This window comes from Haloterrigena turkmenica DSM 5511 (assembly GCF_000025325.1).
GTDB lineage: Archaea > Halobacteriota > Halobacteria > Halobacteriales > Natrialbaceae > Haloterrigena > Haloterrigena turkmenica.
In genome coordinates, this window is the sequence record NC_013743.1 from 1,721,158 (window position 1) to 1,743,271 (window position 22,114).

Sequence of the window (22,114 nt, forward strand, 5' to 3'; positions counted from 1 at the left end):
TCAACCTGATTACGGTCGCGATTTTCTTCTACGCGATCTATCGGGCCGCGGTGGGCCCGACGGACTCGAGCGCGAACTTCGGGAACGTCGCCTTTTTCGGCCTCTGGTGGGCCCCAGTCATGGTTCTCGGCCTCGTGTTTCTCGGACGGATCTGGTGTTACGTCTGCCCCATGGGAGCCATCGTTCGGTTCACTCAGCGATTCGGTCTCCACCGTCACTTCCCGATGTACACGCGGAAATGGCTCGTCTTCGGGCTCCCCGTCTCCGTTCTCTCGCTGACTGCGCTTACGTTCGCCATGGCTCGGTGGCCGATGTACAAAGTGGGCGTCGCGTACACGCCGCGACTCATCCCGGTGTACTGGCTCACCATCCTGGGCGTCGCCGTCGGCGTCAGTCTCGTCTACCAGCGACAGGCTTTCTGTCGGTATATTTGCCCCGCCACGGGCGTGATGAGCGTGACCTCGAAGTTTTCGCCGCTCGAGATCGCTCAGAACAGGGACACCGGCGTCGCCTGTGCCACCCTCGAGTACAAGAGCGACTTTCTGAGCACTGACCGCCGGTGTACGGCATGTATGAAGTGTACGACCGAACAGCCCGAGGAGGACGTGGAGTTGCGGTTTCGCTGGCCGGGCGCGAAAGTCGTCACCGAACGCATTCCGCTCGTGGACGAAGCGCTTATCGCGCTGCTCATTTGGGCCGTATTCCCAATCGATCACGTGCTCGGTGACGCCGTCGAGGGGATGGCGGTCGTTCAGCGGTTGCCGGGAGTGCTCTCGCCGACCGCGGCCTACCTCATCAGCATCGCGGCGACGATTATCGGATTTACCGCCGTCAACCGACTGGCGAGCGGTTGGGGCGGTATCGACTGGGAGCGGTCGTTCACGAAGTTCGGGCTCGCCTACGCCCCGTTGGGCATCATGTTCACGCTCGGGTCACACGCCATCGGCGGACTGCTCGAAGACGGCGGGCACGCGTTGAACGTGTTCGCTCGAGGACTCGGGCTTCCACTGGGTCTCCCCGCGGGAGCGAGCCCAGAACTCGTCTCGGCCTGGGAGCAGTTTTTCGTCACCGGCTGGCTCTGGCTCGCCGTCCTCTGGAGCGCGCTAATCGCCTGGCAGGTAGCGAAAACGATGACCGATTCGAGAGAACGCGCACTGAAAGCGTTCGCGCCCCACGCTGCACTGATGACGGGGAGTACCTACGTCGTCGCCGCCGTCCTCGCAACGCACTGATACCGATCCGCGCTCGTCGCTTTCCCTCGAGACACGGACTAGTCATCGTTATGAATCCGGCGACTGACATTCGAGTATGCACGTCGACAGCGACGACGACGTTCTTCGGATCGCGTTCGACCGGCCGGCGGCGCTCAACGCCATGACGAAAGCGATCGCCACGGAGCTAGCCGACACGATCGAGGCGGCCTCGCCGGCGGAGTACGACGCGATCGTCCTCACCGGCGAGGGCGACGCCTTCAGCGCCGGCGGCGACCTCGAGGCGCTGGCGGAACAGCCCGAGTCGGCCCGCGAGGCGTATACGGAGGTCGAGGAGAGCTTCGGCCGCGTCGTCGAGGCGATGCTCGAGTGCCCCCTGCCGATCGTCGCGAAGGTCAACGGCGACGCCATCGGCGCCGGGCTGTCGCTCGTCGCCCTGGCGGACATCGCCTACGCCGCCGCCGACGCGACCTTCTCCTGTGCGTTCGTTCGGATCGGCCTCGTCCCCGATACCGGCGGGACGTTCATGCTGCCCCACATCATCGGCCTCAGAGCCGCCAAGAAGCTCGCGTTCACCGGCGAGTTCTTCGACGCCGAGCGGGCGGCCGACCTCGACCTGATCAACGAGGCGGTTCCGCCCGAGGAACTCGACGACCGCGTCGACGAGACCCTCGAGCAACTCCGGGGTCGCCCGACGGAGATCATCGGCCTGATGAAAGGAGCCATGCACGAGAACATGGCTCGCCACTGGTCGGAGGCGCTAGACCACGAGAACCTGTTGCAGGTGCAGGCGCGTACCTCCGACGCCCACGCGGAGGGGGTCGCCGCGTTCCTCGAGGACCGAGAGCCGGAGTTCGACGACTGACGGCGGGGCTCGGCGTCCACCAGTGAAGAACTATCACGACTCGAACCGCAAGCCACCGCAAGCACCACCGTCATCCTTTTCTTTGGTGTCTAGTTTATTGCAATGTCCCCACAGTTTACCGACGACGATATCGGCAAGACCGTCGTCAACGCGAACGGCGAGGAGGTCGGCCTGATCGCGGACGTCGAACACGGTACCGCGCACGTCGAACCGGATCCGGGAATCACAGACACGATCAAAGCCAAACTCGGCTGGGGCGGAACCGACGAGGACACCTACCCGCTCCAGGAGGGCTCGGTGGCCCGCGTCACGAACGACGAGGTCCGCCTCGAGAGCGATCTCTCCGGCAGCGCCGGTGGCGGCGCGACCAGCGCCGGCGGCGCGACGGATATGGACACGGATCGGACCACGACGACCGACCGTAGCGACGACGACCTGATCGGTGACGACGACGACCGTCGCTCCGACGACGACGGCCTCATCGGCGACGATAACGACGATTCGCTGATCGGTGACGACAACGACCGTCGCTCCGACGACGACGGCCTCATCGGTGACGACAACGACCGTCGCTCCGACGACGACGGCCTCATCGGCGACGACAACGACCGCACCTCCGATGATGACGGACTCATCGGTGACGACAACAACGACGACTCGCTGATCGGTGACGACAACGACCGTCGCTCCGACGACGACGGCCTCATCGGCGACGACAACGATCGCCGCACCGATGACACTGATCGTCGTACCGACGATGACTCGCTGATCGGTGACGACGACGATGACGGTCTCATCGGTGACGATGACGACGATGATTCGCTGATCGGTGACGACACCGACCGCGACTCCGACGATGACGACGATCGCATCGGCAACGACACGCGCTAGTCACGCTCGCCCGACCCATCCTCGCTGAGCCCTCGCGATGCTCGAGCAAGCGGGGCCTCACGACCCCGCGGTCGATATCGCTACTCTTCTGTTTCCTCGAGTGAGTCGCTATCGGTGTCCTCGTCGGTCTCGTTTTCGCTTCGCTCGGCCGAGGGCACCGTGTCGTCCTGTGGCGTCTCGTCGGGATCGGCGTCGTGTTCCGCGTCGGTTGGAGACGATTCGAACCCTCGCGTCGGTGATTCACCCTGTCGGCCCTGTTCCTGCGCGATCGACTGACGCTGTCGGCCGCGGTCGCCTCCGCGCCGGTCGGTGTCGATTCGCTGTGAGTACTGCTCTCGAGACTGGCCCTGCTGGGACTGCGGCTGGGTCTGCGTCCGCTGTTCGGTTCGCTGCGGCGGCTGGTGTCGTCCCTGCTCCTGCTGGGACGACCGGAATTGCGAGCCCCCCTGGTCGTGCTGAGACGACTGGAAGCCGCGCTCCTGCTGGCCGTACTGACCCTGCGTCTCGGACGGGCTCTGCATGGGCGTGCGGATCGACGGCCCTGCTGTGTCTCCGTTTCCATCTGTTCGCCCTGTGACGGACTCCGATACCCGGGCTGACCCTGTGACTCGTAGCCGGTCTCCGACTGGCCGGACTGGGGCTGGTTCCGTCCCATCGTTCCGGCCGCCTCGCCGCCGTAGGTCTGCTCCTGGGAAACCCACTCGCCGGTCTGTGGATACTGTTGCCGTGTCGACTGCTGGCTGCGACCGCCCATCTGCTGGCCAGTCGGCTGCTCACCCGTCCGTTGGCTACCCATCTGCTGTGAGCGATCGCCCATCCCCTGACTCGAGTGGCCGGGTTGCTGGCTTCCCATCTGCCGGCCGCCCGTCGGTTGGTTGGTCATCCGACCGCCGGTCTCCTGTGGGTTCCACTGGCCACCCGTCCGACCGCCGGATTGCTGGCCGCCCATCCGCTGTCCGTTCGGCTGCTGGCCGCCCATCTGGTGACTGCTCGTTCCCGTCGGCTGCATGCCGCCGGTCATTCCCTGCTGGCCCACGCCCTGGCTCGCGTGCTCCATTTGCTGTCCGGCCCGCTCCATCTGCTGGCCCATTTCCATCCCCGGCTGGGCGGCGGCCTGCATTCCCTTCTCCATCGCTCGCTCCATGTCCGGCACGACGGCCTCGAGACCCTGCAGATAGCTCTGCATCATCGACTGGGTGAACTGCTGGCCCGGAAACCCCTGCATCATCGACTTCGTCATCTCGAGGCCCTGCTGCTGGGCCGTCTCCTGCCACTGCATCGCGCTCAGGGCCATCCGGGCCATGTTCCGCTGGAGATCGATCGCCTGCTCGATGGCCTCCTGGCCCTGATTCATCGTCGTCTGCTGTAGTCGCTCCGTCGACTCCTGGGTGGACTGCTGGTGATCTGTCATGGTGTACTCGAGGAGTTACTCCTCGCCGGCACGGGCGACGGAACTCGCAATAAAGGGCCTCGTCAGTTCCGCGCAGTAGGCCGCGACCAACTCCTGAAACAGCGTTCCGTGGACGAACGAGGGCGAGAAACGAGGCACAAGGAGCGCGCCGCACCGCCGAACGCGTCGCGCAATAGTGTTATTGTGCCATCATGAACGAGGCAGGCGATAATCGGCCACGATAGCGACGGTCGTCGCGGTAATATGCGCTTGGATGGCCCGCTCGAGGCAAGGTGAGCGGACTACGACTCGGAACTCGGTTCGCCGTGGGTGACCCCCTCTCGCTCGTCGGCCCGCCGCCGTCGCAGCGCCGCCCGTGCGTTGCTGGCTTCGTAGCCGAAGAAGACGCCGTTTCCGTACTCCTCGGCGACCTCGAGGGCGTGGATCAGGTTGTCGACGTCGACGTTTACCGCGTACAATTCGATATTGAACGGCGTTTCGAGCGCGCTCTCGAACCCCTTCGCGATCGTTTCGAGCCAGTAGGTCGTTTCGTAGGCGGTATCGTAGAGCGGGACAACGAACTCGTCGACGTACTCCTCGATGGCCTCGAGGTCGATGCCGGCCCGCTCGTAGAGGTGGCCGGGGTAGGGGTCGGGGTAGAGAGTCATGTAGACGTCGCCGGGGATGCGGTCGGCGGCCTCGGCGACGAACTCGGTGATGACGCTCGCGCGCCACTGGTCCCGGTCGTCATACTCGCTTTCGGCGAAGCGCTGCTCGCAGATGCCACAGCGACAGTACTCGGCCCGCGGGAAGCCGATATCGTCGAGTCGGACGTCCGGATTCGCCTCGACGCAGTCGTCGATAATCTCGAACAGCCCCTCGCGGTAGTCCTCTCGGGAGGGACAGATGTAGGCCCAGTCGAAGTACTCCCGCTCGCGGTCGGCCGGTCGGCCCATATCGTCGACGGGGACCAGCGACGGGTCGGCGTCCGCGGCGGCGTTGTCGCCGAAACAGGAGACCATGTTCACGCCGTCCTCGATGGGGTCGGCGGACCGGCCGGTCACGTCCTTGACCTCGTAGAAGCCGCGGTCGAACTCCGGCCAGCGGACCTCTTCAGCGTTACGCGTGACGACGCCGTACATACCTCCGCGTACGGCGCCGTTCCTGTAAGCCGTTCGGATTCGAACGAAAATCTAGCCGGCGAGTCGCGGGCTCGAGGAGAAACCGTCGGTAGTCGCCGAGCGACGAACGCCGACTCGCCCTCGAGCGGTAAACGGGATTATTCGGCCGGTTCGTACTCGATTTCCTCGATATCGACGTCAGAAGAGCCGCCACTGACGACTTTCCAGAGGACGACGATAGCGAACAGGGCAACCAGGAGCTTCACTGTACGGGACATGTACAGTATACCGGTCGCTCGGCAACCACTTAGATATTCTGGATAACGCTCTAGAAATGAAGAAACGATTGCCGGTTCTAGGGAACCGTCGCCGTTCGGCGAGACACCGGTAGCGGGCCTCAGGTGTCGATCAGCGCGGCGATCTCGTCCCGAACGATCGTCCCGCAGTAGTCACACCGCACGCCCTCCTCGAGCACCTCGAACCGGGAGTCGACCGGCTCGCCGCTGGTCGTGATACAGCCGGCGTTCGGACAGGACAGCACCCCTTCGACGATCTCCGGCGGCTCGACGCGGTGTTTCTCGATCACCTCGTAGTCGCGAACGATGTTGATCGTCGCATCGGGCGCGATCAGCGAGAGCACGTCGACCTCGTCCTGGCTCAACTCGCGGCCCTCGACCTTCACGATGTCCTTGCGCGCGAGTCGGTCCGACGGGACGTTCATGCCGACGGAAACCTCCTCGCCCTCGCTGCCGTCGATGCCGAGGATCGCCAGCACGTTTAGCGCCTGTCCCCCGCGGACGTGGTCGATCACGGTCCCGCTCCGGATCTTGCTGACCCGCAGTTCGTGCTCGTCGCCGTCGTGGTGGTCGTGATCGTCACTCATCGGACCCACCTCCGAGTCGGTCGGCCGCTCCGTCGTCGCTCAAGAGCAGATCCAGCAGCGCCATCCGGACCGGCACGCCGTTGTGGGCCTGGTCGAAGTAGGCCGCGTGGTCGGTCTCGTCGATCTCCGGCGCGATCTCGTCGACGCGGGGCAGCGGGTGCATGATCGTCAGGTCGTCGCCGGCCGCCTCGAGCGTCTCGGAACCGATCTGGTACTCGCCGGCGACCTTCTGGTACTCCTGCTCGTCGGGGAACCGCTCGCGCTGGATCCGGGTGACGTAGAGGACGTCCAGCGACGGGAGGACCTCCTCGAGTGACTCGTGTTCGCGGATGCCGGCACCGCCGTCTTCCTGGTGGAGGTCGTAGACGACCTCGCGGGGCAGTCGGAGGCTCTCCGGGCTGATGAAGTGCTGCTGGGCGTCGAAGTTCGTCAGCGCGTGGGCCAGCGAGTGGACGGTTCGGCCGTACTTCAGATCGCCCATGATCCCGATCGTGAGGTCGTCCAGCCCAGCGTTCTCCCGGATGGTGTATAGATCGAGCATCGTCTGGCTGGGGTGATGGCCCGCCCCGTCGCCCGCGTTGACCAGCGGAACGTCGACGAACTCGCTGGCCATCGTCGCCGATCCCTGCTTGGGATGGCGCAGGACGAGCGCGTCGGTGTACCCCTCGATGACCCGGACGGTGTCGGCGAGTGTCTCTCCCTTCTTGACGCTCGAGGACTCGACCGACCCCATGTCGACGACGTCGCCGCCGAGCCGTTTCATCGCGGTCTCGAAGCTCATCTTCGTGCGCGTGCTCGGTTCGAAAAAGAGGAGGCCGAGCAACGTGTTCGTGTGCCGGTCGGCGACGGCCGACGGATCGGCGTCGATCTCGGCCGCGCGGTCGAGGATGGTCTCGATATCCCCCCGCGTGAGTTGTTTGCTCGTGATGAGGTGATCGTGGCGCATTCGTTCGTGTTGGGACCTGCCTCCACCTTGAATCTCTCCCTTCGGCGACGATCCCATCGCGAACCGAACCGATCCCGCGACAGTCTCTCGATCGCGAACTAAACGGAAGCCAAAGAGTTATGCGGCCGCTGCGGTAATTGGTCTCAATTGTATGGTCGGTCGGCTGGACACCGGAATCGACGTGCTGGACCGAAAGCTCGATGGCGGGCTCCCACCGGGATGTATCGTCGCGTACACCGCCGATCCAGCCAGCCAGTCGGAGCTGCTCCTCTACGAGCTCACCGCCGCCCGAGGCACCCTCTATCTTACGACCGAGCGCTCCGACGACGCCGTCCGCCACGCGATCGAGAGCTCCCCCTCGGAGGTCGGCAGTCCGACCGTCCGCCAGGTCACCGGCGACGCCCCTCTCGAGGAGGCGACGCGGCTCATCGGCGCGCTCCCGGACGGCGCGAACCTCATCATCGACACGATGGACGTCTTAGAGCGGACCGACACCGACGACTACATCGAATTTCTCAACGAGCTCAAGTCGCAGATGCTCGAGACCGGCTCGATCGCCGTCCTCCACTGTCTGAAAGGCGGTGACGAGCCGGCGAACCGGTCGCGGACGTACCACGCCGTCGACGCCGTCTTCGACCTCCGAACCGAAATCGCCGGCACGGAACTCGAGAACCACCTCACGGTCCCGAAGTTCCGCGGCGGCAGCCAGCCGACCGAGGCGATTAAACTCGAGTTGACCGAGGAAGTGGCAATCGACACGAGCCGCGACATCGCCTGATCGGGGGCCGAACGCGGCGGGGCCAGCCGTCCGCTACACCTCCTGTTCGGGCGTCGTGAACGGCGTGATCGCGGCCGTCCGCTCGGTCACCGTCGCCGTTCGCAGAATATACGCGAACAGCAGCGCGAGGGGGAACGAGCCCACCGCCGCGGCGATCGGAAACACGATCCGCTGGAGCGGTCGCCCGAACGTCGGCCCCGACAGCCCGGTCCGGTTCATGACCGACTCGACCGCCTCGCGGTAGGCGACGGTCTCCTCGATTTCGGACTCGAGGTCGCCCGGCGACTGCAGCTCCCGCGAAAGCAACAGCTGATTAATCGAGACGACGACCGTGATCAGCGTGAAGTTCCCCGAGATCAGCCCACTGAATGCGTAGAACAGCGACTGGGGGTCGGCCAGCGGCGCGAGGTTGCTGACCGTGAGGGACAGCAACGCCAGCGCGAACGCGGCCGCGAGAACCGCCGCGAGCAGGAACCGATTGCCGTCGAGCAGGATCCACTGTTTCAGATCGTCGATCCCGATGCCGGAGACCGGATTCGCGTCGCTCTCGCCAGTCGAATCGACCATCCGTCGGTGACGCGGTACGGGCCTGCGGGCGAAAAATCCGATCCGCGCACGTGCACGTCCGGGTGTCGATCAGGGACCGCAAAACGACGGTCGGTTACGGCGCGATACGAAATCGAGAGCGGACGAGCGGTTACTCCTCGGCGCCTTCGAGCTCTTCGACGATCTCGTCGGCGTCGACGTCGGCGTCCTCGAGGGCTTCCTCGATGTCGCCGCCGCCCATGCCGCCCATACCGCCCATCATACCGCCCATTCCGCCCATGCCCATGCCGTCGATGACTTCCTGGACGATGACGCGGTCGACGCCGATCTGGTCGATGATCTGCTGTCCGATCTGCTGTTTGCCCATCATCCACTGCTGGTTCATCGTCATCTGGGGCGTGGCCTCGAGGTAGAGCGTCTCCTTCTCGACGGTTTCGGTCTCGAACTCGGGCTCTGCGTCCTCGTCGTCCTCGTCGGGCTCGACGGGGACCTCTTCCTCGACCTCGTCCGTCTCGATCCAGAGCTCGGGCTCCATCCCGAGGAACATCTCGAACAGGCCGGCGGCCTGCTTCTCGCGGTCGTCGACCTCGCCGAGAATCTCGTACTCGTACTCGACGTCCTCGCCGGCGAGCGGGTGGTTGAAGTCGACGCGGGCGCGGCCGCCGATGATCGTGCTGATGTAGCCCTGCTGGCCGTCGATCTGCACGTTCGCACCGGGGTAGCGGTCGTCCTCGTCGATCTTCTCGGCGCTGACGGTCTGGACGTCGTCGGGGTCGTACTCGCCGAAGGCCTCCTCGGCGGGCACGGTCACGGTCCCCTCGTCACCGGGCTCGGAGCCGATGATGTCGTCTTCGACGGCCCCGAAGATGTGGCCCTCGCCGAGGACGATCGTCCGCGGCTTGAACTCCTGGCCCTGGTCGTCGACACCTTCCTCCTCGGCGACCTCGGGATCGGTCGTGTCGACCAGCTGGTCGTCGTCGGCGGTGTACGCGGTATACTCTAGTTCGACGAAGTCGCCCTCCTGAAGCCCCTCGGCCTCGTCGGCGCCTTCGTCCTCTACTTCTGCTTCGACGTCATCGGCCTGCTCCTCGAGCTCGGCCTCCTGTTCCTCGGTCATACGTTGTACGTCCCGCCGTCTACATTTAAGGACGACGCTTTTGCGCGAGCGGGAGAACGACCGATACTTACGGCCGGTCCGCGTGCGCTCACCCATGTACGAGGTCGAAGTGAAGGTTCCCGCGGATCTCGAGGCCGTCCGGGATCGCCTCGAGGATCTCGGCGCGACTCGAAAGCGGACCGTCGTGCAGGCGGATACGTACTACGACGCGCCCCACCGGTCGTTCCCCGAGACCGACGAGGCCTTGCGCATCCGACGGGAGTCGTCCGACGGCGCGGGCGCCGAGAGCCGGATCACCTACAAGGGACCGCTGCTGGACGACGAGTCCAAGAGCCGCGAGGAGTTCGAGACCGGCGTCGGCGACGGCGAGACGATGGACGCCGTCCTGACGAGCCTCGGCTTCGAGGCGGCCGCGACGGTCCGCAAGGAACGCGAGCGTTACGGGCTCGAAGGCTACACCGTCACTCTCGACGCGGTCGACGACGTCGGCGAGTACGTCGAGGTCGAGACCGAGGTCGCCGAGGAGGTCGACCTCGAGTCGGCCCGCGAGGGGGCCTACGAGATCCTCGAGCGACTCGAGCTCGATCCGGACGACCAGCTCAGGACCTCATATCTGGGGCTGTTGCTCGAGTCCTGAGTCGACCCGTTTGTGACGGCTGGACGCACGATAACTCCTGTCAGTTATGATCGGACTGTGAAATCATATCCGCAAGTTATAGAACGACGCTCCGCCAATCCCCGGTAATGAGCGAGCGGAACATTCGGGTCGAGTCGATCGACCGTCAGGCAGTGGAAGACCAGGAAGTCGAAGTCGTCGAGCGAAAGGGGATCGGCCATCCCGATTCGATCTGTGACGGGGTCGCCGAGGCCGTCGCCGGCGCGCTGGCCCGCGAGTACATCGACCGCGTGGGAGAAGTGCTGCACTTCAACACCGACGAGACGCAACTCGTCGCCGGCCGGGCCGCGCCCGCCTTCGGCGGCGGCGAGGTCGTCGATCCCATCTATCTCCTGATCGTCGGCCGCGCGACCAAGAGCTACGAGGGCCAGACCATCCCCGCCGAGACCATCGCGCTGCGGGCTGCCCGCGACTACCTGTCGGAGACGATCCCGCAACTCGAGCTCGGCGAGGACATCGTCGTCGACGTCAAGCTCGGCGAGGGCAGTGGCGACCTCCAAGAGGTCTTCGGCGAAGACGAGGTGTCCGTCCCGATGGCCAACGACACGAGCTACGGCGTCGGCCACGCCCCGCTGACCGAAACCGAGCAGATCGTCCTCGAGACCGAGCGGCGGCTCAACGGCGAGTTCGCAGACGAGAATCCGTATCTGGGTCCCGACGTGAAGATCATGGGTAAGCGCGAGGGCGACCGGATCGACGTCACCGTCGCGGCGGCGATGATCGACGAGTACATCGCGGACATGGACGCGTACGCCGACGCCGTCGACGAGGTGCAGGCGTTCGTCGAGGAGATCTCCGGGGAGTACACCGACCGCGAGGTCGCCGTCCACGTTAACAACGCCGACGACTACGACGAGGGCTCGATCTACCTCACCGTGACCGGCACCTCCGCCGAGCAGGGCGACGACGGCTCCGTCGGCCGGGGCAACCGCGCCAACGGCCTGATCACGCCCAACCGATCGATGTCGATGGAGGCGACCAGCGGCAAGAACCCCGTCAACCACATCGGGAAGATCTACAACCTGCTCTCGACGGAGATCGCCGAATCGGTCGTCGACGACGTCGACGAGATCCGCGACCTGCGCGTCCGACTGCTCTCCCAGATCGGCCGCCCGATCGACCGGCCCCACGTCGCCGACGTCGAGCTGGTCACCGAGGAGGGCGTCGCGGTCGGCGACGTCGAGGACGACGTCGAGGCCATCGTCGACGAGGAACTCGCCAACGTCACGGACATCACTCGCCGCGTGATCGACGGCGAGCTTTCGACGTTCTGAGACGGTCGATTCGCCTCTTTGCGGATCGATATTCGGCCGCTCGAGGCGGTCTCTACCGCCGGTTCCGACAGATCCTTGAGCCCCAACGCGTTGCTATGTAGGTAGCGACTACCGAGATTCTCGAGAGCGATCGCCAGTGAAACTGCCCTCCACCGTCACCGGTTCCAATCGCGTCGTCCTCGCCGTCGTCGCCAGTACCTTCTTCGTCGGCTTCGGCGGCGGCGTGGTCTTTCCGATCCTGCCGAACCTGGGTACGGTACTGGGTATCTCTCCGTTTCTGGTCGGCCTGATCCTGAGCGCCAACCGGATCACGCGGCTCGTGGCCAACGCGCCGGCGGGCGTGCTCATCGATCGCATCGGCACCCGAACGCCGTTCGTCGCGGGGCTGGCGATCGAGGGGTTGGCGACGTTCGGCTACGTCGTCGCCATCGTCTCGTCGTTCCCGGAGGGCTGGTTCATGCTCGCCCGCGTGTGTTGGGGGATCGGCAGCGCCCTCGTCTTCGCGACCGCCTACACGATCACAGCGGACGTCAGCGAGGCCGACTCGCGGGGGACCAGCATGGGAATCGTCCGCGCGGGAATTACCTTCGGCTTCCCCGCGGGGCTGGTCATGGGCGGGGTCGTCAGCGACCTCTGGGGGAACGTCGAGGCGTTCGTCCTCGCGGCCTCGTTCGCTGGCCTGGCGAGTATCATCGCCTACCTGATCGTCCCCGAGACCCACGTCGAGGGCGAACAGCGCGCGGTCAAACCCTGGGACGTCGAGCGGAGCCTCCCGGCGCTGACGATCGGCCTCGTCAACTTCGGGCTCTACTTCGCGTACATCGGCGTCCTCTTCTCGACGCTGGTGCTCTTGATCGACGTGCGCGCCATCTCCATCTTCGGGCTCGACGCACAGGGCTCCTCGGGGATGCTGATGGCCGTCACCGTGCTGTCGGGGTCGGTGTTCACCCTCGGCGGCGGCGCGCTCTCCGACTCGGTCGGCGCGCGCGTCCCCGTCATGCTCGGCTTCCTCGTCACCTCCTGTGTCGGCTTCGCCGTCCTCGCCTTCGGCTCGAGCTTCGAGGTGCTGGTGCTGGCCTGCGTCCTGATCGGCGCCGGACAGGGCGGCGTCGGCGGCCCGCTGACGGCGCTGCTGGCCGACCTCACGCCCGAGGAGCGGGTCGGCCGCGCGATGGGGACGAACAACGTCTTCGGCGACGTCGGCGGCGCGCTCGGGCCGCTCGTCTCGCTGCCGCTGATACAGGACCTCGGGTTCGGGTTCGACGGCCTCTACGCCGCCAGCGCCGTCATCCCGATGCTCGCGGGGATCGTCCTCGTCGCCGGCATCTACGTCCACACCGGCCACGTGAGTCCGACCGTCGGCGAATCGGTGAGTTGAACCCTCGGATGTGCCCTCGAGTCCGTGCCTCGTAACCCCCTTATAGCTACGACCTGCTATCCACGTTCATGTCCCCCCCGGGAGCCGATACCGTCCTCGTTCGTCACGGGGATCTCAACACCAAGAGCAACACCGTCAAGCGGTACATGGTGGACGTCCTCTGTGAGAACCTCGAGGCCCTCCTCGCGGACCGCTCGATCCCAGGCGACGTCGAGCGCAAGTGGAATCGACCGCTGATCCACACGACCGAGGACGCCGTCGAGGAGGCAACCGACGCGGCCACCGACGCCTTCGGCGTCGTCTCGGCCAGCCCCGCCCTGACCGTCAGTACCGAGAAAGAACGGATCATCGAGGCGCTGACCGAGGCCGCCCGCGAGTGTTACGACGGCGGAGCGTTCGCGGTCGACGCCCGCCGGGCGAACAAGGACGTCCCCTACAGCAGCGAGGATCTGGCCCGCGAGGGCGGCGACGCCGTCTGGGCCGCCGTCGAGGACGAGTTCGAGCCCGAAGTCGACCTCGACGATCCCGACGTCACCTTCGGCGTCGAAGTCCGCGACGAGTGCACCTACGTCTACCTCGAGAAGCGCCCCGGACCGGGCGGACTACCGCTCGGTTCCCAGGAGCCCGCGGTCGCGCTGGTCAGCGGCGGGATCGACTCGCCGGTCGCGGCCTACGAGATCATGAAGCGGGGGAGCCCGATCGTGCCGGCCTACGTCGACCTCGGCGACTACGGCGGGATCGACCACGAAGCGCGCGCGATGGAGACCGTCCGGCTCCTCTCCGAGTACGCGCCCAATTTCGACATGGACGTCTACCGGATTCCCGGGGGCGAGACGGTCGACCTGCTGGTTCGAGAGATGGACAAGGGGCGGATGCTCTCCCTGCGCCGCTTTTTCTACCGGGCCGCCGAGACGCTGGCCGAGCGCGTCGACGCCCATGGGATCGTCACCGGCGAGGCCGTCGGCCAGAAGTCCAGCCAGACCCTCCAGAACCTCGGCGTCACCAGCCGCGCCGCCGACCTCCCGATCCACCGCCCGCTGCTCACCCGCGACAAGCAGGACATCGTCGCCCAGGCCCGCGAGATCGGCACGTTCACCGACTCGACGATCGACGCCGGCTGCAACCGCGTCACCCCCGACCGCGTCGAGACCAACGCCCGCCTCGAGCCGCTGCTCGCACACGAGCCCGACGACCTCCTCGAGCGGGCCGAGGAAGCGGCGAAGAACGCGACGCTGGTCGCGCCCTGATCGCGAGTCCACTTGACGCCGTCCAACGCCGCGCATCGATCGCGCTGAACTCGGAGCCGAAACCCACATTACGGCCACGGGCGGATCACAACGTAGTGACTCGCGTCTGTCTCATCGGGGACCCCGACTGTAACCTCCAGTACGAACTCCTCTCCCGGGAGACCTCCCGCGAGGCCCTCGCGACGTACGATCTGCGCCGCCCGTTCGAGAACTCGATTTCCCTGCGGACGGTCAGCGTCGGCGCGGCCGTCTCCCTGCTGAACGATCTGAACTGGTATCTCACCCGGTTCGTCGACGAGGCGCTCGTCCAGGAGCCGAGCGTCAGCGAGGACGAGTGGCTCTCGCGAGCGCTCGCGACGGAACTCCGCAACGGCGACCTCGAGCCCGCCGACACCGCCGAGTTCTGCAAGATCTACGGCCTCGAGCGGGTCGGCCCGGACCCCGACGCCGAGACCGAGGCCGACGGCGATACCGCCGCGTCGACCGCGAATGGAGGGAATACCGCGACCGGAGATACCGCCAAGTCGGACGAATCGGCGGAAGCGGGCGAGACGCGCGACACCGCGACGAACTGGCGACTCGTCGAACCGCTGTACGTGCGCCGGACCGGCGGCGAACTCCCGACGTACGATCTCCGGGACGTCGAGGAGACGCTCGTCGTTCGTCTCACGGAAGCGGAACACTCGCCGTGAGTTTGTATCGGTTACTACCGCTCTCACATACTCGTCGCGAATCTCACGCTCGAGACGCACAGCCGTCGGCGTCGTCAGCAAACGCCAGCGACTGTCCTCGGTCGCCTCCGTCCATCGTCAGGCGTCTTCGTCCGGTTCGGGCGCCGATTCGCTCGAGCGCTCGACGGTCATGGTGAATCCGTGTGAGTCGCCGTGGTGGTCGACGATCGACGCAGCGGCCGTAGTCACCGGTTCACCATCGAACGTCACCCGGACGAGCTTGCCGACGGAGATCACCTGGGTTCCCCCGACGTCGTTCGATTCCTCGCCGTCGGCCGCCTCGGTGACCACCGCTTTGATGGCGAGGCTCGCTCCGTGAGCTTCCTCGCCGTCTTCCGTTTCGTCGTCTCCCCCCTGGTCTGCCGGCGCGTCGAGCGCGACCGTCTCGAGTTCGAGTTCGTAATTTAACTGCGGCGCTTCGGCCTCGAGGGCCAGCAAAATAGAGTCGTCGAACAGGGTATCGTCGACGAAATCGACGTACTGCTCCTCGTCGAGCCCGCGCTCTATGAGCCAGCTATCGGCGCCGCCGGCGTCGACGAAGAGTTCACCGGTGGGATCGACGGCTTCGTTTCGCGTATACGAGACGGTGTCGTACGTCTCGATACTGCTCGGCTCGGTTCCGTCGTCGGGATCGTCGTCGCCCGTTGCCCCCTCGGGGTCGTCGTCGGGATCGCCGTTCTCCGATGCGACGTCCATCTCGTCGAGACAGCCGGCAGTGAGGGCGAACAGTCCAGCAGTGCCACACAAGATCGTCCGCCGCGATCGATCTGTCATTACTCGAGGGGACACCCGGATACCTCAAAGGAGTTCGCCAAGGTAAAAGAGCGATTTCCGCGTCCCGAAAGGGCTAGTCGAACGGCGACGCGAGCAACCGACGTCAGTCGAACAGGCCCGTCGAGAGGTAGCGCTCGCCGCTGTCCCAGAAGACCGTGACCACGAGCGGGCAGTCGTCGACCCGGCCCCCGTCGGGCTCGGGCGCGGCCGCCGGCTCGTCGAACGCGCCCGGCACCTCCGGACACTCGAGGCCGGGTTCGGCGATCTCGTCGGCGATCCGCTGGGAGACCAGGCTCGTCGCGCCGCTGGACTGGCCGACGAGGACGCCCTCGTCGCGGGCGAGGCGTCGGCACTCGTCCTCGGCGTTCTCGAGTTTCACGGTCTCGACGCGGTCGATCAGGTCGAGATCGAGGTTGTCGCTGACGAATCCCGGCCCCATCCCCTGGAAGTCGTCGCTGCCGGACTCGCCGGTCGAGAGGACGGCATTGCGCGCCGGCTCGACGGCAATGATGTCCATGTCGGGGAACTCCTCACGGAGCCGCCGGCCGGTGCCGGAGATCGTGCCGCCGGTGCCGACGCCGGCGACGAAGGCGTCGATCTCGCGGTCGCCGACCTGTTCGAGGATCTCCTCGCCGGTCGTCTTGTAGTGGGCCTCGGGGTTGGCGGGATTCTCGAACTGGCCGAGCTGGATCGCGCCCTCGGCCTCGAGTTCGTCCGCTCGAGCGCGGGCGTCCTCCATGTTGCCCTCGACCAACTCGAGTTCGGCGCCGTAGGCGGCCATGATTCGGCGCCGCTCTTCGGACTTGTCCGCCGGCATGACGATCGTCAGATCGTAGTCGCGGGCGGCCGCGACCAGCGCGAGCCCGATGCCGGTGTTGCCGCTGGTCGGTTCGACGAGCCAGTCGCCGGGTTCGATCCGCCCCTCGCGTTCGGCCGCCCGGATCATCTCGCGGGCCGGCCTGTCCTTCGCCGAGCCGCCGGGGTTGAACGATTCGATCTTGGTGGCGATCGTCGCCCCTTCCGGCGAGTCGACCTGGACGAGCGGCGAGCCGATTGTGTCCAGGATGCTGCCTTTCATTGGCGACCCCTAAGAAGTCGAGCCATATACTGTTTATTGTACCGAGTTACGCGAATTCACCGATAGTCGGTGAATTCGCTCACCGACGTACGATAATCGGTATAAAACCAGTTCTGGACTCAGGCAGGACGGGCCGGCTATTCGTTCCCGTGACGGAAACACCGTCGTTAAGCCCCCGGACGCGCTATCGGGAAGTATGAGTCTCGAGACCATGGAGCCCAATCCCGCGTGGGACGAGGCCTCCTACGAGGACGCGATCGACACGCTCGAAGCGCACAACGACGAACTGGTGTACAAGGTCTGGGGCGGCGACTGGTGTAAGGACTGCCGGAAGCTTCTGCCGGATTTCGGCGCGGCACTGGACGCCGCGGAAGTTCCTGAGGATCGCATCGAAGAGATCGCGGTCGACGAGGACAAGCAGGGTCCCGGCGTCGAGGAGTACGGTATCGAGTACATCCCGACGGTCGTCGTGCTGGATGACGACGGCGAGGAAGTCACGCGGTTCGTCGAAGAGGAGGACCAGCCGCCGGCGATCTGGCTGGCCCAGCGACTCGAGGACGAACTGGCGTAAGCGATTCAGGTCGGTCCGGCCGTTTCGCTCGCGTTTTACTGGCGTTCGAACGCTCAGTCAGCGGCGCGTCTCGTCTCCGAGCAGGGACCAGCACTATCCGTTCCGGCGTCGGACGTGAACCGTCATGACAGGCGACAGCGATGATCCGGTCTACTACGTGATCAGCGACCTCCACATCGGCGGCGACGAACAGCTCGGCGAGGTCGACTTCCTCGGGGAGTTACTCGACTTTCTCGAGCGGCTCGCGACGACCGACGAGGACGCAGAGCTCGTCATCAACGGCGACGCGTTCGGGCTGTGGGAGTTCACCGAAGTCGACGGACTGGCGAAGTTCGACGTCCTGACCGATCGGTATCCCGAACTGTTCGACCAGTTGCGCGAGACCGGCGACTCGATCCCGATCACCCTGTTGCCGGGCAACCACGACAACGAACTCGCGGCCTACGACGAGTACGTCGAGCGGTTGAGCGAGTACAACGTCGACCTCGTTCGGGCCGAGTCGATCACCAGACCGGTCGGCGATCGGGTGATTTACTTCGAACACGGGCACCAGCGCGATCCCAACAACCGGTTCGAGGACTTCGGCAATCCCTACGAGACGCCGCTCGGCTACTACTACAACACCAACGTCACGAGCAGGGCCGGCCGGCTGTCCGAACGAGGGCGATTCAACTGGTTAAAAGACGTGCAGGCGGTGACGCCGACCGAACGGGTCCCCCGCTGGCTCCTCTCGAAGTACTTCTACCGCGAGATGAACCCCCTCCTTCGCTACGCCGCGATCCCGATCCTCCTCTTGCTCAATATCAGCGTCCTGCTCGCGGCGCTCGCCGGACTGGACGTGGCCGGCGTCTGGACGATGCCCGTCGAGACGGCGGACGCGGTGCTCGCCCGGCTGGGTCTCGTCGGGGAGGCGGTTCACTTCCTCCTCGTCGTCAACGCGGCGATCGCGGGCGTGTTGGTGCTCGCGGGCGTTCCGCTCTACTTCATCCTCCGCGACGTCGGTACCACGGTCGATCGGTTCGGCGTGTTCGAGACGGATCTCACCGTCGACCCCGACGAGCCGTACACGGCGGCCGCCCGCGAGCTGTTCGCCGAGCGGCCCGAGACGGCGGTCTTCTGCTACGGACACACCCACCGCCCGCTGCTGAAGGAGGTCGACGACCGGGCGCTCGTCAACACCGGGACGTGGTTGAAGCGCCTCCACCGCCGGGACGTCGTCGCCGGGGTGCTTCCGCCGGTGTTCTATCCGTCCTATCAGCTGTGCGCCGTTCGAATCGCCGCCGAGTCCGACGGCGTGGCCGTCGAGTTCGAGGAGATCGAGAAGGCCGATCCGAGCGCGGACGAGATCACCCGCACCGAGCGCCTGCTCACGCTGGGGCGGGCGCCGACGCAGACCCTCCCAGACCGAACGGTCGTCGCCGACGCGGGCCCCGAATCCGCCTCTGCACCGGACGAGTGAGGGGACTCGAGCGAGCGGGGATCCCCCTCAGAACGGGCTCTCGTCGTCGCCGAGCGACGGGTCGTCCGCGCTCGATCCCTCGACCGCCGCGTTGTCGCCCAGCCACTCGAGGGCGTCCTCGACGTCGTGGGTCGGCGGCGAGCACGTCCGGTCGCGACAGACGTACAGCGTCGGCTCGCCGTCGCGGGCCTCGCGACCGGCCCAGATCGCCGGCGGTTCCTCGAGCCCTAACTGATCGAGCCAGGCCTCGAGTCCCTCCGCGGTCGGCGGTCGGAGTGCAAACAGCCGATCGGGGTGGTACTCGTCGGCGAAGCGATCGCGCCACTCCGCGGGCAACTCGTCGGCAGCGACGGTGACCTCGAGCGCGCCGGCCTCGAGGCGGTCGGCGGCCAGACACAGCGAGGCGTGCTCCAGGGAGTTGGCTTCGATCTTGTTCGCGTGAGTCTCGAGGACCGTTGCGGCGATTTCTCCGAAGTCGTCTTCCGCGAACTCGTCGAGCGCAAGCAGTGTCTCGACCGCGACGCCGGCCGCCGACGGCGTCGACTGATCGGTGAGTTCCTGCGGGCGCGTCACGAGCGACTCGCCGCTCTCGGGGGTGAAGTAGATTGTGCCCTGCTCTTCGTCCCAGAACTCGGCTTCGATGGTCCGAGCGAGATCCAGCGCGAACCCGAGGTGGTCGACGTCGCCGGTGGCCTGATAGCAGCCGAGGGCTCCGCGAGCGAGGAAGGCGTAGTCCTCGAGATAGCCGTCGACCTTGACGTTTCCGTCCTTGAAGCGGCGCGAGAGGCGCTGTTCGTCCTCATCCCAGAGTCGGTCGCGGACGAACTCGAGGGCATCGACGGCCTGGTCGGCGTACTCGTCGTTCCCGACGACGAGCGCGGCCTCCGCGCACGCGTTGATCATGAGGCCGTTCCAGCCGGCCAGCACCTTCTCGTCGCGGTTGGGGCGCGGGCGCTGTTCTCGGGCCTCGAACAGCTGCTCGCGGGCGTCCTCGAGCCGGTCTTCGATCTCGGCTTCTGCGAGGTCGTACTCGTCGGCCAGCGACTCGAGCGAGCGCACGCGGTTGGGCTGGTTCCGCCCCTCGAAGTTGCCCGACTCGGTGATGTCGTAGCGGGCACAGAAGAGGTCGGCCGTCGTTTCGTCCTCGAGGACCTCGCTGACCTCGTCGGGCGTCCAGACGTAGAACACGCCCTCCTCGCGCTCGCCGGTCTCGGGGTCCTCGCTCTGGGCGTCTAAGGTGCTGAAGAAGCCGCCCTCGTCGTGAGTGAGTTCGCGCTCGAGGAACGCGAGGGTCTCGTCGACGACCTCGGCGTAGCGCTCCTCGCCAGTGAGCTGGTAGCCGGCGAGAAAGGCCCGCGGAATCTCGGCGTTGTCGTACAGCATCTTCTCGAAGTGGGGGACCGTCCAGTCCTTGTCGACGCAGTACCGGTGAAAGCCGCCGCCGACGTGATCGTAGAGCCCGCCCGCGGCCATCGCGTCGAGCGACTCCTCGACCACCTCGAGGTACTCCTCGCGGCCGGTTCGGTCGTACGCGCGAGCGAGGACGTGGAGCCGCGAGGGCTGTGGGAACTTCGGGCCGCCGGAGCCGAAGCCGCCGTACTGGCGGTCGGCACTGCGGAGGGCCGCGTCCGCCGCGGTCTCGAGAACCTCGCTCGAGGGCGGTTCGGCGGCGCCGCCCGCGGTCCCCGCATCGTCTGGGGTCTCCTCGAGGCGGTCCTTCGCGGCCTCGGTCCACTGGTCGGCGCGGTGTTCCATCTCCTCGCGGTCCTCCCCGCTCTCCCAGGAGTCGCTGATCCGCTGGCAGAGCTCGAGGAAACCGGGCTGGTTGCGCTGGCTCTCCTTCGGGAAGTAGGTCCCGACGAAGAACGGTTTCCCCTCGGGCGTAAGCCACGCCGACAGCGGCCAGCCGCCCCGTCCGGAGACGAGCTGGGCGACGGTCATGTAGATGCTGTCGATGTCCGGGCGCTCCTCGCGGTCGACCTTGATCGGGACGAAGTTCTCGTTGAGCACCGCGGCGACTTCGTCGTCCTCGAAGCTCTCGTCTTCCATGACGTGACACCAGTGACACGCCGAGTAGCCGATCGAGAGGAAGATGGGCACGTCGCGTTCCTTGGCGGCCTCGAGAGCGTCCTCGTCCCAGGGCTGCCAGTTGACGGGGTTGTCCGCGTGCTGGCGCAGGTAGGGACTCTCTTCGTCCTCGAGCCGATTGCGCGTCGTTGGATCGGTCATGTCACTCTCTACGGCCGGCCGTTGTAAAAGGTCGGCGTGCGACGCTCGAGGACGTCCGTCAACGGTGGGGCGAACTCACGCCACGGACAGCGGTTCGCACGAACGTCGCCGATCATTCTTTCAGTTCGGATCCGGGCCTCGGCCGGTCCGGGTCGGTGCCACGGGGCCCGGTCGCGGAATCGTCAGTACGGGTCGGTATCGGAACCAGATCCGGTCTCACCGGTCGACTCGTTGGTTTCGGGTTCGGATTCGAGGTCGGAATCGTCGGTGGGACCACCGCGACCCATCATGCTCGACGGATCCAATGGGACGAGCGGCCCGGCGATTTCGCCGCTGGGGTTCTCCTCCGTGTGGATGTTCACATATGCCTCGCCGGCCTCGATCTTGCCGAGCAGGTCTTCGACGGTCTCCGATTCGGCCTCCGACACGCGTCCCTCCGCGACGGTCTCGTCGGTGATCGTCCCGGCGTCCAAGAGACCGGAGAATCGCCCCTCCTCGAGGCGCTCGCCTTGGGTGTGGAAGTCGTACAGCCAGACAGCGATCGGGCCGAGAGCCTCGTCCTCGTGAATGTGACCCATAAACGCGTTCTCGAGGTTCGAGACTTGAACGACGAACTTCAGCCCGTCATGACGTTCCTGGACCATCGCCATTCCTCGCGCGTCCGTTTCGACACCCTCCTGCGGCTCGAGATGGGCGACGAAGAGGCCGGTAGGGGCTGCTTGCCCGTCGTCTCCGGAAGCGTTATCGTGGTGTTCGTCGGCCGTCGCAACGCCGATACCGGTCGTACCGACGCCGAGAAGGGCGAGCCCTTTTAGCGCTGTCCGTCGAGTGGAAGCGTGATCTTGCATCGTTTTGACACCTCCTGCCGAGAAACGACGGGCTCCGACATAGTTCTCTCACGCCTACGCAGAACGCCCGCCGGTAATGCGGCGTTCACCGCACCGAACTC

General features: G+C 66.0%; 22 protein-coding genes. 12 read left to right on the plus strand and 10 right to left on the minus strand.

From position 1 onward, the window contains the following. Positions 1 to 50 precede the first annotated feature (50 nt). The 3 genes from HTUR_RS08125 (at position 51) to HTUR_RS08135 (ending at position 2,967) form a co-directional block, all read left to right on the plus strand. A complete protein-coding gene (locus tag HTUR_RS08125; protein ID WP_226377494.1) occupies positions 51 to 1,232 on the plus strand; it encodes a 4Fe-4S binding protein in 1,182 nt (393 codons plus the stop codon). 76 nt (positions 1,233 to 1,308) lie between these two features. After that, the gene (locus tag HTUR_RS08130; RefSeq protein WP_012942838.1) at positions 1,309 to 2,076 is read left to right on the plus strand and encodes an enoyl-CoA hydratase/isomerase family protein; all 768 of its coding nucleotides are present in this window, start codon (positions 1,309 to 1,311) and stop codon (positions 2,074 to 2,076) included. A gap of 102 nt (positions 2,077 to 2,178) precedes the next feature. Beyond that, positions 2,179 to 2,967, plus strand: coding sequence for a hypothetical protein (locus tag HTUR_RS08135; RefSeq protein ID WP_012942839.1), 789 nt, complete (start codon positions 2,179 to 2,181; stop codon positions 2,965 to 2,967). Positions 2,968 to 3,047: 80 nt separating this feature from the next. Here the strand turns inward: HTUR_RS08135 and HTUR_RS27915 are convergent, their stop codons facing one another. Further along, positions 3,048 to 3,488, minus strand: coding sequence for a hypothetical protein (locus HTUR_RS27915; RefSeq protein WP_012942840.1), 441 nt, complete (start codon positions 3,486 to 3,488; stop codon positions 3,048 to 3,050). Between the two features lie 308 nt (positions 3,489 to 3,796). On the opposite strand from HTUR_RS27915, the gene HTUR_RS27920 reads away from it, so the two are divergent. After that, complete coding sequence (locus HTUR_RS27920) at positions 3,797 to 4,336, plus strand: hypothetical protein (RefSeq protein WP_049941659.1); 540 nt, start codon at positions 3,797 to 3,799, stop codon at positions 4,334 to 4,336. Between the two features lie 323 nt (positions 4,337 to 4,659). Here the strand turns inward: HTUR_RS27920 and HTUR_RS08150 are convergent, their stop codons facing one another. From HTUR_RS08150 to pyrB, 3 genes are all read right to left on the minus strand, one after another. Then, positions 4,660 to 5,499, minus strand: coding sequence for a hypothetical protein (locus HTUR_RS08150; RefSeq protein ID WP_012942842.1), 840 nt, complete (start codon positions 5,497 to 5,499; stop codon positions 4,660 to 4,662). A 376-nt stretch (positions 5,500 to 5,875) separates the two neighbouring features. Continuing rightward, the gene (gene pyrI / locus HTUR_RS08155) at positions 5,876 to 6,361 is read right to left on the minus strand and encodes an aspartate carbamoyltransferase regulatory subunit (protein ID WP_012942844.1); all 486 of its coding nucleotides are present in this window, start codon (positions 6,359 to 6,361) and stop codon (positions 5,876 to 5,878) included. Then, the gene (pyrB, locus tag HTUR_RS08160; protein ID WP_012942845.1) at positions 6,354 to 7,307 is read right to left on the minus strand and encodes an aspartate carbamoyltransferase; all 954 of its coding nucleotides are present in this window, start codon (positions 7,305 to 7,307) and stop codon (positions 6,354 to 6,356) included. The genes pyrI and pyrB overlap by 8 nt, the downstream gene beginning before the upstream one ends. Before the next feature lie 151 nt (positions 7,308 to 7,458). Between pyrB and HTUR_RS08165 the strand changes: the two genes are divergently transcribed. Further along, the gene (locus HTUR_RS08165; RefSeq protein WP_012942846.1) at positions 7,459 to 8,085 is read left to right on the plus strand and encodes an RAD55 family ATPase; all 627 of its coding nucleotides are present in this window, start codon (positions 7,459 to 7,461) and stop codon (positions 8,083 to 8,085) included. A gap of 33 nt (positions 8,086 to 8,118) precedes the next feature. Here HTUR_RS08165 and HTUR_RS08170 read toward each other — a convergent pair whose 3' ends face one another. Both HTUR_RS08170 and HTUR_RS08175 read right to left on the minus strand, forming a co-directional pair. Then, positions 8,119 to 8,652: a hypothetical protein gene (locus HTUR_RS08170; RefSeq protein ID WP_012942847.1), complete on the minus strand. Its 534-nt coding sequence runs from the start codon at positions 8,650 to 8,652 to the stop codon at positions 8,119 to 8,121. 130 nt (positions 8,653 to 8,782) lie between these two features. Continuing rightward, entirely contained in the window at positions 8,783 to 9,748 is a 966-nt protein-coding gene (locus tag HTUR_RS08175; RefSeq protein ID WP_012942848.1) for an FKBP-type peptidyl-prolyl cis-trans isomerase, read from the minus strand. Positions 9,749 to 9,842: 94 nt separating this feature from the next. Here HTUR_RS08175 and cyaB point away from each other — a divergent pair, with 94 nt between their 5' ends. From cyaB to HTUR_RS08200, 5 genes are all read left to right on the plus strand, one after another. After that, positions 9,843 to 10,385: a class IV adenylate cyclase gene (gene cyaB, locus HTUR_RS08180; RefSeq protein ID WP_012942849.1), complete on the plus strand. Its 543-nt coding sequence runs from the start codon at positions 9,843 to 9,845 to the stop codon at positions 10,383 to 10,385. 107 nt (positions 10,386 to 10,492) lie between these two features. Further along, a complete protein-coding gene (locus HTUR_RS08185; RefSeq protein WP_012942850.1) occupies positions 10,493 to 11,698 on the plus strand; it encodes a methionine adenosyltransferase in 1,206 nt (401 codons plus the stop codon). Between the two features lie 136 nt (positions 11,699 to 11,834). Next, positions 11,835 to 13,076 carry an MFS transporter gene (locus HTUR_RS08190; protein ID WP_012942851.1) on the plus strand — a complete coding sequence of 414 codons (1,242 nt, stop codon included), beginning with the start codon at positions 11,835 to 11,837 and terminating at the stop codon, positions 13,074 to 13,076. Positions 13,077 to 13,144: 68 nt separating this feature from the next. Then, positions 13,145 to 14,323 carry a tRNA sulfurtransferase gene (locus HTUR_RS08195; RefSeq protein ID WP_012942852.1) on the plus strand — a complete coding sequence of 393 codons (1,179 nt, stop codon included), beginning with the start codon at positions 13,145 to 13,147 and terminating at the stop codon, positions 14,321 to 14,323. 95 nt (positions 14,324 to 14,418) lie between these two features. Then, positions 14,419 to 15,015: a DUF5804 family protein gene (locus HTUR_RS08200; RefSeq protein ID WP_012942853.1), complete on the plus strand. Its 597-nt coding sequence runs from the start codon at positions 14,419 to 14,421 to the stop codon at positions 15,013 to 15,015. A gap of 117 nt (positions 15,016 to 15,132) precedes the next feature. On the opposite strand, the gene HTUR_RS08205 is transcribed toward HTUR_RS08200, so the two are convergent. Then, positions 15,133 to 15,828 (minus strand): hypothetical protein, encoded by a 696-nt coding sequence (locus HTUR_RS08205; RefSeq protein WP_012942854.1) that lies wholly within the window; start codon positions 15,826 to 15,828, stop codon positions 15,133 to 15,135. Positions 15,829 to 15,931: 103 nt separating this feature from the next. Then, on the minus strand, positions 15,932 to 16,906 hold the full coding sequence (locus tag HTUR_RS08210; RefSeq protein WP_012942855.1) for a PLP-dependent cysteine synthase family protein: 975 nt from the start codon (positions 16,904 to 16,906) through the stop codon (positions 15,932 to 15,934). A 196-nt stretch (positions 16,907 to 17,102) separates the two neighbouring features. Here HTUR_RS08210 and HTUR_RS08215 point away from each other — a divergent pair, with 196 nt between their 5' ends. Both HTUR_RS08215 and HTUR_RS08220 read left to right on the plus strand, forming a co-directional pair. After that, a complete protein-coding gene (locus tag HTUR_RS08215) occupies positions 17,103 to 17,477 on the plus strand; it encodes a TlpA family protein disulfide reductase (protein WP_012942856.1) in 375 nt (124 codons plus the stop codon). A gap of 124 nt (positions 17,478 to 17,601) precedes the next feature. Continuing rightward, positions 17,602 to 18,936, plus strand: a complete 1,335-nt coding sequence (locus tag HTUR_RS08220; RefSeq protein WP_012942857.1) for a metallophosphoesterase — start codon at positions 17,602 to 17,604, stop codon at positions 18,934 to 18,936. Positions 18,937 to 18,963: 27 nt separating this feature from the next. Here the strand turns inward: HTUR_RS08220 and HTUR_RS08225 are convergent, their stop codons facing one another. Continuing rightward, on the minus strand, positions 18,964 to 21,165 hold the full coding sequence (locus HTUR_RS08225) for a thioredoxin domain-containing protein (protein WP_012942858.1): 2,202 nt from the start codon (positions 21,163 to 21,165) through the stop codon (positions 18,964 to 18,966). A 182-nt stretch (positions 21,166 to 21,347) separates the two neighbouring features. Beyond that, positions 21,348 to 22,013: a CHRD domain-containing protein gene (locus HTUR_RS08230; protein ID WP_012942859.1), complete on the minus strand. Its 666-nt coding sequence runs from the start codon at positions 22,011 to 22,013 to the stop codon at positions 21,348 to 21,350. Positions 22,014 to 22,114: the final 101 nt, after the last annotated feature.

Coding starts and splice junctions, on each gene's coding strand:
- HTUR_RS08170 (WP_012942847.1), bottom strand. CDS start 8,652: ATGGTCGATTCGACTGGCGAGAGCGACGCGAATCCGGTCTCCGGCATC.
- pyrB (WP_012942845.1), bottom strand. CDS start 7,307: ATGCGCCACGATCACCTCATCACGAGCAAACAACTCACGCGGGGGGAT.
- HTUR_RS08205 (WP_012942854.1), bottom strand. CDS start 15,828: ATGACAGATCGATCGCGGCGGACGATCTTGTGTGGCACTGCTGGACTG.
- HTUR_RS08210 (WP_012942855.1), bottom strand. CDS start 16,906: ATGAAAGGCAGCATCCTGGACACAATCGGCTCGCCGCTCGTCCAGGTC.
- HTUR_RS08195 (WP_012942852.1), top strand. CDS start 13,145: ATGTCCCCCCCGGGAGCCGATACCGTCCTCGTTCGTCACGGGGATCTC.
- HTUR_RS08215 (WP_012942856.1), top strand. CDS start 17,103: ATGAGTCTCGAGACCATGGAGCCCAATCCCGCGTGGGACGAGGCCTCC.
- HTUR_RS08165 (WP_012942846.1), top strand. CDS start 7,459: ATGGTCGGTCGGCTGGACACCGGAATCGACGTGCTGGACCGAAAGCTC.
- HTUR_RS08130 (WP_012942838.1), top strand. CDS start 1,309: ATGCACGTCGACAGCGACGACGACGTTCTTCGGATCGCGTTCGACCGG.
- HTUR_RS08150 (WP_012942842.1), bottom strand. CDS start 5,499: ATGTACGGCGTCGTCACGCGTAACGCTGAAGAGGTCCGCTGGCCGGAG.
- HTUR_RS27915 (WP_012942840.1), bottom strand. CDS start 3,488: ATGCAGAGCCCGTCCGAGACGCAGGGTCAGTACGGCCAGCAGGAGCGC.
- HTUR_RS08220 (WP_012942857.1), top strand. CDS start 17,602: ATGACAGGCGACAGCGATGATCCGGTCTACTACGTGATCAGCGACCTC.
- HTUR_RS08230 (WP_012942859.1), bottom strand. CDS start 22,013: ATGCAAGATCACGCTTCCACTCGACGGACAGCGCTAAAAGGGCTCGCC.
- cyaB (WP_012942849.1), top strand. CDS start 9,843: ATGTACGAGGTCGAAGTGAAGGTTCCCGCGGATCTCGAGGCCGTCCGG.
- pyrI (WP_012942844.1), bottom strand. CDS start 6,361: ATGAGTGACGATCACGACCACCACGACGGCGACGAGCACGAACTGCGG.
- HTUR_RS08135 (WP_012942839.1), top strand. CDS start 2,179: ATGTCCCCACAGTTTACCGACGACGATATCGGCAAGACCGTCGTCAAC.
- HTUR_RS08185 (WP_012942850.1), top strand. CDS start 10,493: ATGAGCGAGCGGAACATTCGGGTCGAGTCGATCGACCGTCAGGCAGTG.
- HTUR_RS08175 (WP_012942848.1), bottom strand. CDS start 9,748: ATGACCGAGGAACAGGAGGCCGAGCTCGAGGAGCAGGCCGATGACGTC.
- HTUR_RS08225 (WP_012942858.1), bottom strand. CDS start 21,165: ATGACCGATCCAACGACGCGCAATCGGCTCGAGGACGAAGAGAGTCCC.